Below are 11950 nucleotides of genomic sequence, written 5' to 3'. Positions count from 1 at the left end.
AAATCAGATTCTTTTGTTCTCACTTACAAAGGAATCCATTTATAGAAATGTTTATTATAAGATAAACACGTCAAACTCCTTGTTCTTCAAACTGAGTGAGATTTTTATTGAGTCCAATGAGAACCAACCGATCGCCCTTTTGTAAAACAAGACGGGCAATGTCTGCTACCTTAAAATCATTCCCTCTTTTTATGGCAATCACATTACAGCCGTAATTGGCTCGTACGTCGATATCTAATATCGTTCGATTGATAAGTTTTTCAGTTACCTCAATTTCTATAATACTATGGTCATCCGACAATCCGATGTAATCGATAATTTTATGAGATGAAACAAGATGGGCCACCCTTGTTCCCATATCTCTTTCCGGGTGAATGATTCGATCTGCACCAACCTTTGATAATACTTTTGCATGATAGTCATTTTGAGCCTTCACCCAAACGCCGCTAACCCCTTCTTCTTTTAAAAGAAGTGTCGTCAGGATGCTTGCTTGAATATCCTCTCCAATGGCAACAATGACATGATCGAAGTTACGTATCCCAAGAGATTGAAGGGCCTTCTCGTCTGTTGAATCGGCTTGAACAGCTTGAGTGACAATGTCAGCAAAATCATTGACACGATTCATATCTTTGTCTATGGCTAAAACTTCACAGCCCATTTTCTGAAATTCTAAGCAGATGCTCCCCCCAAAACGTCCCAATCCGATCACTGCATATTGTTTATCCATTTATTTTCACCTTCTATCAAGTTTTTGTCCTTCTTCATTAGAAACAATCTACCAATTACATTAATCGTTTCCTCATTTTTCGTCAAACTTGGGCAATTTCATTAGGGTAGGTGATTTCGACTCACGGTCTTCCTTCGGGACTACATGAACAAGGTAAATAATGTGGTTAAAACGCCCGGAATTTATCAAAATGTGGCCATTCAATATAAAGTGAACTTCAATCTATGGGGGGTTCTTCAACCCCACTGAACCTAGAACCAGCCGGGCTCCGGGGCAGTTATCTCCCACCTAGGAGAACGCTCGTTTACACTCATTACCTTAAGTTGGGGTCAGCACCCGCTGTTAATGCGGGATAAAAAAAGATAGCCTCAAATCAAGGCCATCTTTTTTTATTGACATTCATGTTTTACAGAGACCTGTTCTTTAACTGGATACACCGCTCGTTCACCACCGATGAGCTTCGGCCTCGTTCGAGCCATCGTGAGGTGTGCCTGTCCGATACTTTTGATCGTACTTCGAACTGGAACAGCAACATGCTTTAAATGCATTCCAATGAATGTGTCCCCAATATCAATTCCCGCATCTGCCTTGATGAACTCAACAACCACGGGATTATCAATGTGTTGATATGCATAGGTTGCCATCGATCCGCCTGCTGTACGAACAGGGGTGACAGTCACTTGGTCAAACCGTTGTTCTTTGGCGATGGATTTTTCCATAACAAGGGCACGATTAAGATGTTCACAGCATTGAAAGGCGTAATGTACCCCTGTTTCTTTTTTAAATTCCATCAGTTCTTCATAGATCATTTCAGCCGCATCCAGGGTTCCGGCAGTCCCGATCCGTTCCCCTAATATCTCGCTTGTACTTGCACCTATGACTAAAAGATGATCACTATTTAATGGCATCGCTTTGTTTAAATCATGAAGTGCCTGTTTCAATTGGCTTTTAATTTGATTTTTCATATCAATCGACATTTTTATCCACCTTTATGCCCTTTCTATCAGGATAACGATCATTTTATATCAGTGTTCGTCAAAGCCATATGGTTTGAAGTAATATTCTGTCACATTTCCCGGGAAATTCGTGTCATGTCTTGTAGATTTCAACACTAAGTAATCCAACTTAAGACTTTAATCGACTAATCGACATGTTATGTGTCGTGTTTTTTAAAATATTCCACAAGTTGGTCTATTAGATCTTCTAATTGGCGACATGTTCGTTCATAATCTTCCTTTGAACCTCCATAAGGATCTGCAATGTTCAAATTAGGTAATTTTGTCCGATATTCCTGTATTTTTAATTCGTTCTCTGTAATTTCCTTACGATACCGCTCTTCTTTTTCTAATCGGTCACTAACCGAAAGATTTGGATTTTGTAACTCTTGGAGCCAAAGTGTTTTTTTAGACTCATGTTCACTAATCGCTTGAAGATATTGCTGCCAATGATCTTTTTGATCTAGTTCAAAGAGGACATACTCTTTCAATGTAAAGACTTTGCCCACCGTGTCAGGAAATTGAGTTAAGAGTCTCAGCTTATGTTCTTCTGTCATCGTCAGGATAAGATCGGCCCATTCGGTGAGTGATGATCCAATTTGCTTTGATTTATGATCCATGGAGATGGTTCGGTTTTTCAAAACGTCTTTTGCATGAGGATGAGCATCCGTTCCCGTCATGGCAAATAACCCAGCTGATTTCACCTGAAATAAATCTTTCCCTTTATTTTTCAACAAGGCTTCCGCCATTGGACTCCGACATGTATTTCCCGTACAAACAAAAAGAATATTTTTCAAGAATCAACACCCCCTTTTCTATATGATACAACAATTTATATTTGAAACCACTATTTCACTTTTTCTTTGCTGATTAGAGTTTAAAAACCCCCACGCCAAAGGACAGAAATTAAAAATACGAATCTTACGCTGTTCATAAGATTCGCTTTTCTCTCATATCAATTCGTGTTTTAGACGTGAAGAAGTAATTTAACGCCAAATATTAAAAGAATAAGTCCACCAAAGGCTTCACTGTAATGACCAACAAAATGTCTAAAATTTCTTCCAATGACTAGACCAACCCATGTTAAAACCATACTTGTTAAACCAAATAAAATAATCGTTAGGACGATTTTGGCACCATATATTCCTAGACTTAATCCGACTGAGAAACTATCTAAACTCACACTAAAGGCGAATACAAAAAGACCAAATCCAACGGGTCTAATGATGGGTTCATCGCCCCTTCCAAATGAAGAGAAGATCATTTGTCCACCTAAAAGAACTAAAAGAATACCACCTGCTATTTGAGACATTTCTCCAAAATGCTGAGATAATAATTCACCAATAGCAATCCCAATTAATGGCATAATCATATGGAATACGCCGATAACCAGTCCAATTTTAAAAATTTGTTTATATCTTAAAGTGAGCATTCCCATTCCTAATCCCACTGAAAGTGCATCCATCCCTAATGCGATCGCCATGATGACTAGTGTCATCACATGATTAAATAACTGGCTTGCATTTTCTACCATGTGGTCGATCTCCCTTCTTAAAAAACATGTGACTATGATACTCTATGCATGTCCTTTGGTTTTTAGAAGAAGGGATTGAACAAGCCTATCATTTCATGCAAAAAACCAGTCATCTTAAAACATCGAGGATGACTAGTTTCCTATATCCATTATTCAATTATTCTTCCTGCAGCAGCTTTTGATAGTCTATTCATAATCGCTTGGCCAATGCCTTCATCTGGGAAAGTTTCACTATAAATGACGTCGACATTTGCCTCATCAAATTCTCTTAATGTTTGATAAAGTTGATGGGCAACTGTTGATAATTGAGCCCGCTCTCCACAGGAAATCACCACATCTGCATTAAGGTAACGATGCACGTTTTCATCCGTCGTGAGGACGCCAACACGTTGGCCATGTTCTTTGTCATGATTAACAAGAGCTTGTATGGTTTCTTTTCCTTTAGGAACCATGTACATCAAAGCCTTTGGAGCATAGTGCTTATATTTCATTCCAGGTGCTTTCGGTGTTTGATCTGTTCGGGTGAGGGCGGGATCATCCGATACTAAACCAACCACGTCTATAAGTTGCTCTTTTGAAATACCACCTGGACGTAGGATGGTAAAAGGTGTCGTCGTGCAATCAAGAACCGTTGATTCCACGCCCACACCAGTTGCTCCACCATCTACGATACCTGCAATTTTGCCATTTAAATCCTCAATAACATGCTTGGCAAGCGTTGGGCTTGGTTTTCCGGATAAGTTAGCTGAAGGTGCCGCGATCGGAAGGTTGGCTACACTGATAATAGCTCTTGCAATCGGATCATTTGGCATCCGAACGGCAACTGTCGATAGACCCGCCGTTACCCGAGTGGATATGTCTCCGCGTTTCGGTAATACAAGTGTAAGTGGGCCTGGCCAAAAAGCATTCATTAATTTCCGAGCTAAAGGCGTAATATCCGTACAGATCGCGTCTACCTGATCCTTTGATGCTACATGAACGATGAGAGGATTATCACTTGGTCGTCCCTTGGCAGTGTAAATACGTTGTATCGCTTCATCAGATTTTGCATTTCCACCTAGGCCATAGACCGTTTCGGTTGGGAATGCCACGACGTCATTTTGCCTTAGAATTTCTGCAGCTTCAATAATCATTGGATTATTTTCTAAATGACGTTCTGTGCGATCAACTTGCCAAATTTTCGTCTCAACCATCTTTACTATCTCCTCTAAAATAAATTTCAAACCGTGTGTTTAGAAACATCCTTTATTATTATGGCAACATCCTTCGTTATTGTAAATGAATAACCACTGATCAAAGTCTAGCATAACCATCATTTAACCCATTCTCTCTTAAAAAATCGAGTTTTTAATATTTTCCAAAGCATCAAATAAGAAAAATTTCACTTTAACTTGTTTGTGAGTTTCTTGATGTTCAGGTTCTTGTGTCACGGTTTCACTTTGAGGCTGTACCTCGTTTTGAGTCTGTACTTCACTTTCCGTTTGTCTTCCATTTTGTGTTTCTGCTTCTTTTTGAGTTTTCGCCTTGCTCTCAGTTTGTGCATCTCTGTTCGTTTGTGCCTTACTTTGAGTCTGAGCTTCACTTTGGGTTTGCGTTTCACTTTGGGTTTGCGTTTCACTTTGAGTTTGTGTCTCTCTTTGAGTTTGCGACTCACTTTGGATTTGTGTCTCGTTTTGGGTTTGCGTTTCACTTTGGGTTTGCGTTTCACTTTGGGTTTGCGTCTCGCTTTGGGTTTGCGTTTTCTCTTTATTTGCTTCGTCTAATTGATTTCGAGTGCGTTTTTCTTTGATAATAGTTCCTTCTGATACAGACTCATTCGATGCTTTTTCAGCTGCTGAAGCAATATGATCGTCCGGTTTTATGGCATCTCCATTAGAGAAATCAAGATAACATAATGGAGGGAATAACACGCACCACCAATTTGCTCCCTCTCCTTGACCTAATCTCACAACGAGCGCTTGATATTGACCTGCAGGATAAACATAACCGCCATACATTTTAGTTGGAAAGTCTGCTTTCCCTAATTTAATCGTAAATGATTCATTCAAATGCATCTCTTTCAATTTTTTCGCAACAACTTTATTCAAATCATCCATATGTGAGAGTATGACGTCTTTTGCTTGTTCGGTCGTTTTTAAATCACGAACCCAACCTTCAATATTTTGATTGACTTCGTCACGAATTTGACGTTTAACGGCTTGGTCAGCTGCTGAATCACTATTTGCTAAGATACGAAGTCTAATGGCGTCTTTTGGAATACGAGTTTTATTATTTTGTGCGTTTGATAGATTTTGCTGAATTTGCATAAACGTGATTAATAGAATAAGAGATAAAATAGAAATAAGTGCTAGTCGTTTTTTCATTTCATCATCCCGCCCTTCTAAAAACAGTGTGGACGAAACGGACAAAAATCAAACCTAGAAATGTTCAACTTATTTCGACAAGGGAGATTTTTAAGAGATTCCATTCCTTTTTGTAAGGTGACGATTTAATAGATTTGTTAAAGAGGTTGTTCAAAAAGTCACCAAGTGATAGGATATGAATCTCAGTGTTGGCCAAGAGGAGCTTCAACTAAAATCGCTCACGTCCTGTGGCTGGCGCCTAAAGCCACCACATCCTGTGGAAGGCCAGTCCTCATGTAGCAAAAACCTACATTCCTCTTCAAATCAGCGCGCTCTTATCTTCTTACTCCTAATTTGTAACCTTTTTGAACACGCACTTAAATCATTCTATTTATTAATGCCATCCCTATATCTTTGAACATGTCAGGAAATCTGAAAAGGGAAGGCTGCTAATGTCTCTTACTAATTATTTGATAAAAGCAAGAGCAACACGATCATTTCCATTGATATCTTTCATCACTTCGAGCGCCTCAATCTGTTCATCAAACGTTTGTTTAATAAGATTTTGTATCGCTTCTCCCTGATCATAACCAATCTCAAACCCAATCAAGAGTTGATCTTTCATGATTTGGCGTACTTCTTTTAAGATGCATCGATAAGCATCTAACCCATCCTCTCCTCCACTAAGCGCCAAATGCGGTTCGTGATCCTTCACGACATCTTGAAGTGAGCGCATGCCTTCTTTTGAGATGTAAGGAGGATTGGATACTAAAATATCTACTTTTATATCATGATCAATAAGTGGCTGAAGAAAGCTGCCTTCGTAGAAATCAACCGAGGCATGTAGATTTTTTGCATTATCTTTGGCAACTTTAATAGCGTCAGCTGAAAGATCCACTGTCGATACGTGCCATTCTGGTTTTTCGAGTGCTAAGGTGATGGCTATTGCACCGCTACCCGTTCCGATATCACATACTGATAACTCTTTCTTATGGGGAAAATAACGACTAGCCCACTTCTTTACCCATTCAATTAATTCTTCTGTTTCAGGTCTTGGAATTAATACCGCTGGTGAGACATGAAACGTATGTCCAAAAAAACTTTCCGTACCGGTCATATATTGAACGGGTTCTCCTGTCTTAACATGGTGGATCACACAATTCTTGAACCATTTTTCATCCTCTTCAGTTAAAGGTTCCCGAATATCTACAAGAAGCTTAGTCCGAGTTATTCCTAGACGATGACAAAGAAGAATTTCTCCGATGTTGGCATCACGGTCATGTTTACTTAAAAAAGAAGAAGCCCAATTTAGGGCTTCGAAACGTTTTTGAGTCATTGTGCTTCCGCCTGTTCTATCTGTTTGGCTTGTTCGTCTAAGATAAGAGCATCAATAATCTCATCGAGTTTACCATCTAAAATTTGATCTAGTTTTTGGATGGTCAAACCAATTCGGTGATCGGTAACACGGCTCTGTGGAAAGTTGTAAGTTCGTATACGTTCCGAACGATCTCCTGTACCGACAGCTGATTTCCGCGTTGTATCGTATTCCGCTTGAGCTTCTTTTTGGAATTTATCATAGACACGGGCACGTAAAACTTTCATGGCCTTTTCTTTATTTTTAATTTGAGACTTTTCGTCTTGGCAAGAAACGACAATACCTGTTGGAATGTGTGTCAAACGAACCGCTGACATGGTCGTATTAACACTTTGCCCACCTGGTCCACTTGAGGCAAAACGGTCCACACGGATATCTTTTTCATTAATATCAACCTCAACTTCTTCTGCCTCGGGAAGGACAGCGACGGTTGCCGTTGATGTATGAATTCTGCCGCCTGATTCCGTCTCCGGTACTCGTTGAACACGGTGTGCTCCATTTTCATATTTGAGTTTCGAATAAGCCCCTTTACCCGTGATCATGAAGATCACTTCTTTATATCCACCGACTTCACTCGGACTTGATTCAATGACTTCCGTTTTCCAGCCTTGTGCTTCTGCATAGCGGGAGTACATTTTAAATAAGTTCCCAGCAAATAACGCTGCTTCATCGCCACCTGCTGCCCCGCGTATCTCAACAATTACGTTCTTCTCATCATTCGGGTCTTTCGGAATAAGTAATAATTTTAATTTTTCTTCAAGAGCCTCTTTTCTTTCTTCGAGTTCACTAATTTCTCCGCGAACCATTTCTTTCATTTCAGCATCCAATTTATCATCCAGCATGGCTTTTGCTTCTGTTAATTCTTCTTTAACCGTTTTGTATTCACGATAAGCGAGAACTGTTTCTTCGAGTTCAGATTGCTCAATGGAATACTCACGTAATTTATTTGAGTCACTGATGACCTCAGGATCGGAAAGTAATTGATTTAATTTATCATAACGATCTTCTAGCGACTGTAATCGATCAAACATGCCTTTTCACCCCTACTATTCCTTTTCACTCTAACCAACATCCGTGTATCTTATTCTATTTAAGATCATTAAGATAGGAAAAAATGGTTTAACTTTTTGCAAAAGTAAACATTCTACGTTCATTCTATTCACTTTATTATATTATACGTCCGTCCTAATCGTCAAAAATCCTTTGTTTTAAGTAAAAGAAAGCCATAATGATAGCCAAAGGTATAGGCTACCTTTGACTATCAATTGTTCATTTATTGACCTGTTCTTTCTTAAACCGATTTTCAGGCTTTCCTGGGACTTCATGACAATGACGACAGCGTGCTTCATACGATTCACTCGCACCAACAAGAATAATAGGGTCATTATAAGAGGCTGGCCTGTGGTCAATGAGTCGCTGAGTCCGACTCGCTGGTGAACCACATACCATACACACAGCATTAAGTTTTGTTACCTCTTCACTAATGGCCATGATCGATGGCACAGGCTCAAACGGCTCTCCTCTAAAATCCATATCAAGACCCGCCACAATAACGCGCAGGCCTCGATCAGCAAGTTCTTGAATAGCTTGTACAATATCCTCGTCGAAAAATTGAATCTCATCTATTGCAACAACTTGCGTATCTGGAAGAATCGCATCCATGATATCTTTTGACGTTTTTACCGGTATGGCCATTACGGTGGTCCCTGTATGTGAAACAACGGCTTCATCACTGTATCGATTATCTATAGCAGGCTTAAAAACTTGAATTTTTTGTTTTCCAAAGCTGGCTCTTCTAACACGTCTTATCAGTTCTTCTGATTTTCCCGAAAACATACTTCCACAAATACATTCTACCCAGCCCGTTTGGGTTGTCCATTGCATGGACGTTCACAACCTTTCCTTCATTCTCTTTGGCATCGTCCTATGCGCAAATTTATATATGATTAAAAATTATATCACGATCATGGCAAAAGAATAAGGGTGGTATTTTATATTAGTGTGTGCTTTGTTGCTTATTTTTTCAAGTCATTGATTTTGAGCATGTTGGGAGATGTACTGGCAAGTTGTGAGCCGCTTCGATAGGGAATTGAGGCGATTTGCTATGGAATTGAGGCGCCTCGGAACGGGATTGAGCTGCTTCATGGCATAATTGAGCTACTTCGAAGCAGTATTGAGGCGCTTCGACATGGAATTGAGCTACTCTATGAAGGAATTGAGCCGCTTCACTGCTTAATTGAGCTTTGCTGCTTTGCGATGAATTGAGCCACTTTGGATATGGATTGCGCCACTTCCGGCCGGGTTTGCACCACTTCCGAACGGGATTGCACCGCTTCCGGCCGGGAATGCACCACATCCGAACGGGATTGCACCACTTCAAGATGGAATTGCACTACTTCAAGACGGAATTGCACAACTTCAAGGCGGGATTGCACAACTTCAAGGCGGGATTGCACAACTTCAAAACGGAAATGCGCCACCTCAAAACGGAATTGAGCCCCTTCACGACATAATTGAGCTACTTCGAAATGGAATTGAGCTACCCCGAGACGGAATTGAGGCGCTTCAACATGGGATTGAGCTGCTCTGAGATGGAATTGAGCCGCTTCATAAAAGAATTGAGCTACTCTTCCTGTTATTAGCCTTCTGCGAGAAAGACCAGCGTAACTTTACAAGGAATGGCTCAAGCTCAAATGCCACTACTTGATAGCATAAAAGAAATCCTGTGTCTATGGTTAGGATAGTTAAAATAAATTAAAAAGTATGATCCTGATTAGAACCATACTTTTAATAACCACTTATTTAAATAGTTTAGCTAATTTCTTTTAACTTTGGTTTATTATCTAAGTCTTGATGGTAAAGAACTTTTTTAGCTTGTGATATGTCAAGCAGGTTTTCCCATCGTGCGATAATGAAAGTTGCAACAGCATAGCCAATAATATTCACCGTTGTTCGATAATTTCCCATAAATCGGTCTGGTGCAAGCATGAGTGCTACGGCTGCAACTGGAATAGAGTTCGTTGCAGCAGCTGTTGCAGATAAGGCAACAAATGCTGAACCAGGAATTCCTGCCATCCCTTTTGATGTAAGTAATAGGACACCGAGAATGAGAATCTGTTCACCGATACTTAAGTCAATACCTACAGACTGCGACAGAAATACAACTGATAGAGAAAGATAAATGGATGCTCCATCTAAATTAAAAGAGTAGCCAGTTGGTACAACTAGACCGACCACCGCCTTATTGCACCCTGCGTGCTCAAACTTGTCCATTAATTGCGGCATGACCGCCTCTGTTGAACCAGTAGCAAAAGCAAGCATGATCTCTTCACGAATATATAAGATGACTTTCCATAGACTGAGTTTTAAGAATATCCTTAATATCACTGCCAATAGAAGGATAAATCCAAGGCATGCGATCGTCATAGCAATAAAGAGTTTACCAAATGAGGAGAGTGTAGTTAAACCATATTGACTAACTGCAAAGGCCATCGCACTAAATGTTGCAAGAGCTGTTAAATGAATTATGTATTCCATAATTTTAAACAGGACCTTATTTAGTTGATCTAACGTATCCAGAACAACTTCGGACGTGCGCCCGCCTATTTGAAGAAGAGCGATACCAAACATACAAGAAAACAGGAGAACTTGTAGCATCGAGTTATTGGCAAAAGCCCCAACCACACTGTCTGGAATCATATTTAAGAAAAAGTCACCTTCGCTCGGAAGATGTGATCCACCTGTCTTTGCATCGACTTCACCTGAACTTAAACTTGAAGGATCAATATTCAATCCTGTTCCTGGATTCATTAAATTGGCTACTACAAGACCAATGATTAATGCAAAGGTCGTTACGATTTCAAAATAAAGTAACGTTTTTCCACCAATTCGGCCGACCGTTTTAATATTACCTACTTTTGCAATACCTACAACGACAACGCCAAAAACGAGAGGTGATATGATCATTTTTATGAGTTTGATGAACCCATCACCAATGGGTTTAAGAGCATTACCGACGCTTGGCCATAAATAACCGACTAAAATACCTACAACAATCGCTAACATAATCTGAAAAAACAGATTTTTAAAAAGCGGCTTACGCTTAATTTCGGTTTCAGATATTTTCATCGTCTAATATCCCTTCTCAAGATGTCATTTGAATTTTCTAACTATTGTTTATAATAATACACTAAGCAAGGCAACCTTGTCATTGTTATATTTGTATAAATTATTATATGTATTTTGTTTATTTTGTACATGCGTTATATGTGTTCGAGGAGGATGTCATTTGTTTCAGGCGAGATTGTACTTTATTGATCGGAAATGCAAAAAGTTTGGGGTATGTTGATTTACTAACTTTGCGTGGGATCACACTCTCTCAGGTAGGATTGCATTACTTCGTGATGGGATTGAACCGCTTCGACTTGGAATTGAGCTACTCTGAGACGGGATTGAGCCGCTTCGATATGGAATTGAGCTACTCTGATACGGGATTGAGCCGCTTCGATATGGAATTGAGGTGCTCCGAGACAGAATTGAGCCGCTTCATAAAGGGATTGAGCCACTCCGAGACAGAATTGAGCCACTTCATAAAGGGATTGAGCTGCTTCGAGACGGGATTGAGCCACTTCGAGACGGAATTGAGCCGCTTCCAGCTTGGATTGCACTAATTCAAGTCCAGATTGCACCACTTCCAGCCAAGATTGCACCACTTCAAATCCGGATTGCACCACCTCTAGCTAAGATTGCACCACTTCAAATCCGTATTGCACCACCTCTAGCTAAGATTGCACCACTTCAAATCTGGATTGCACCACCTCTAGCCAAAATTGCACCACTTCCAGCCAGGATTGCATCACTTCCAGCCAGGATTGCACCACCTCCGCAGAATGGCATCCCTTCAAATCCAGATTGCATCAAAACGCCAAAAAGCCACAGGGTTCCCTTCCCCTGCGGCCAAGTTGAAAAGTCTATTTT

Annotated in this window: 14 protein-coding genes; 1 reads left to right on the top strand and 13 read right to left on the bottom strand. The window is 40.1% G+C overall.

All coding sequences use genetic code 11. The annotated features are described in order from the left end of the window. Positions 1 to 70: 70 nt before the first annotated feature. The 10 genes from GMB86_RS03050 to GMB86_RS15450 form a co-directional block, all read right to left on the bottom strand. Entirely contained in the window at positions 71 to 727 is a 657-nt protein-coding gene (locus GMB86_RS03050; protein WP_155216699.1) for a potassium channel family protein, read from the bottom strand. Positions 728 to 1116: 389 nt separating this feature from the next. Beyond that, the gene (locus tag GMB86_RS03045; protein WP_155216697.1) at positions 1117 to 1704 is read right to left on the bottom strand and encodes a TIGR01440 family protein; all 588 of its coding nucleotides are present in this window, start codon (positions 1702 to 1704) and stop codon (positions 1117 to 1119) included. 176 nt (positions 1705 to 1880) lie between these two features. Further along, on the bottom strand, positions 1881 to 2519 hold the full coding sequence (locus tag GMB86_RS03040; protein ID WP_155216695.1) for a low molecular weight protein arginine phosphatase: 639 nt from the start codon (positions 2517 to 2519) through the stop codon (positions 1881 to 1883). 170 nt (positions 2520 to 2689) lie between these two features. Then, positions 2690 to 3256, bottom strand: coding sequence for a manganese efflux pump MntP (locus GMB86_RS03035; RefSeq protein ID WP_155216693.1), 567 nt, complete (start codon positions 3254 to 3256; stop codon positions 2690 to 2692). Positions 3257 to 3405: 149 nt separating this feature from the next. Continuing rightward, positions 3406 to 4449 carry an L-threonylcarbamoyladenylate synthase gene (locus GMB86_RS03030; RefSeq protein ID WP_155216691.1) on the bottom strand — a complete coding sequence of 348 codons (1044 nt, stop codon included), beginning with the start codon at positions 4447 to 4449 and terminating at the stop codon, positions 3406 to 3408. A 138-nt stretch (positions 4450 to 4587) separates the two neighbouring features. Beyond that, on the bottom strand, positions 4588 to 5619 hold the full coding sequence (gene spoIIR / locus GMB86_RS15680; RefSeq protein WP_230458971.1) for a stage II sporulation protein R: 1032 nt from the start codon (positions 5617 to 5619) through the stop codon (positions 4588 to 4590). Positions 5620 to 6064: 445 nt separating this feature from the next. Continuing rightward, a complete protein-coding gene (prmC, locus tag GMB86_RS03020; protein ID WP_155216689.1) occupies positions 6065 to 6934 on the bottom strand; it encodes a peptide chain release factor N(5)-glutamine methyltransferase in 870 nt (289 codons plus the stop codon). Next, entirely contained in the window at positions 6931 to 8004 is a 1074-nt protein-coding gene (prfA, locus tag GMB86_RS03015) for a peptide chain release factor 1 (protein WP_155216687.1), read from the bottom strand. The genes prmC and prfA overlap by 4 nt, the downstream gene beginning before the upstream one ends. 238 nt (positions 8005 to 8242) lie before the next feature. Then, entirely contained in the window at positions 8243 to 8857 is a 615-nt protein-coding gene (locus GMB86_RS03010) for a thymidine kinase (RefSeq protein ID WP_155216685.1), read from the bottom strand. 341 nt (positions 8858 to 9198) lie between these two features. Then, positions 9199 to 9453, bottom strand: a complete 255-nt coding sequence (locus GMB86_RS15450; RefSeq protein ID WP_196220113.1) for a hypothetical protein — start codon at positions 9451 to 9453, stop codon at positions 9199 to 9201. Here GMB86_RS15450 and GMB86_RS16135 point away from each other — a divergent pair. After that, positions 9360 to 9563 carry a hypothetical protein gene (locus tag GMB86_RS16135; RefSeq protein WP_408033825.1) on the top strand — a complete coding sequence of 68 codons (204 nt, stop codon included), beginning with the start codon at positions 9360 to 9362 and terminating at the stop codon, positions 9561 to 9563. The genes GMB86_RS15450 and GMB86_RS16135 overlap by 94 nt on opposite strands. Positions 9564 to 9784: 221 nt before the next feature. Here the strand turns inward: GMB86_RS16135 and GMB86_RS02995 are convergent, their stop codons facing one another. From GMB86_RS02995 to GMB86_RS15900, 3 genes are all read right to left on the bottom strand, one after another. Then, on the bottom strand, positions 9785 to 11101 hold the full coding sequence (locus tag GMB86_RS02995) for a cation:dicarboxylate symporter family transporter (protein ID WP_155216681.1): 1317 nt from the start codon (positions 11099 to 11101) through the stop codon (positions 9785 to 9787). 224 nt (positions 11102 to 11325) lie between these two features. Continuing rightward, positions 11326 to 11706, bottom strand: coding sequence for a hypothetical protein (locus GMB86_RS02990; RefSeq protein WP_230458970.1), 381 nt, complete (start codon positions 11704 to 11706; stop codon positions 11326 to 11328). A 64-nt stretch (positions 11707 to 11770) separates the two neighbouring features. Then, positions 11771 to 11893, bottom strand: coding sequence for a hypothetical protein (locus GMB86_RS15900; RefSeq protein ID WP_268987281.1), 123 nt, complete (start codon positions 11891 to 11893; stop codon positions 11771 to 11773). Positions 11894 to 11950: the final 57 nt, after the last annotated feature.

The organism is Terrilactibacillus tamarindi, assembly GCF_009718825.1.
GTDB classification, from domain to species: Bacteria; Bacillota; Bacilli; order Bacillales; family Sporolactobacillaceae; genus Terrilactibacillus; species Terrilactibacillus tamarindi.
Note: the sequence above shows the minus strand (reverse complement) of the source record. Positions and strands in the feature narration are given on the sequence as shown.

Excerpts from the sequence above, each read along its gene's own strand:
- GMB86_RS03050 (WP_155216699.1), bottom strand. The coding sequence starts at position 727 with ATGGATAAACAATATGCAGTGATCGGATTGGGACGTTTTGGGGGGAGC.
- GMB86_RS03045 (WP_155216697.1), bottom strand. The coding sequence starts at position 1,704 with ATGTCGATTGATATGAAAAATCAAATTAAAAGCCAATTGAAACAGGCA.
- GMB86_RS03035 (WP_155216693.1), bottom strand. The coding sequence starts at position 3,256 with ATGGTAGAAAATGCAAGCCAGTTATTTAATCATGTGATGACACTAGTC.
- GMB86_RS03030 (WP_155216691.1), bottom strand. The coding sequence starts at position 4,449 with ATGGTTGAGACGAAAATTTGGCAAGTTGATCGCACAGAACGTCATTTA.
- spoIIR (WP_230458971.1), bottom strand. The coding sequence starts at position 5,619 with ATGAAAAAACGACTAGCACTTATTTCTATTTTATCTCTTATTCTATTA.
- prmC (WP_155216689.1), bottom strand. The coding sequence starts at position 6,934 with ATGACTCAAAAACGTTTCGAAGCCCTAAATTGGGCTTCTTCTTTTTTA.
- prfA (WP_155216687.1), bottom strand. The coding sequence starts at position 8,004 with ATGTTTGATCGATTACAGTCGCTAGAAGATCGTTATGATAAATTAAAT.
- GMB86_RS03010 (WP_155216685.1), bottom strand. The coding sequence starts at position 8,857 with ATGCAATGGACAACCCAAACGGGCTGGGTAGAATGTATTTGTGGAAGT.
- GMB86_RS02995 (WP_155216681.1), bottom strand. The coding sequence starts at position 11,101 with ATGAAAATATCTGAAACCGAAATTAAGCGTAAGCCGCTTTTTAAAAAT.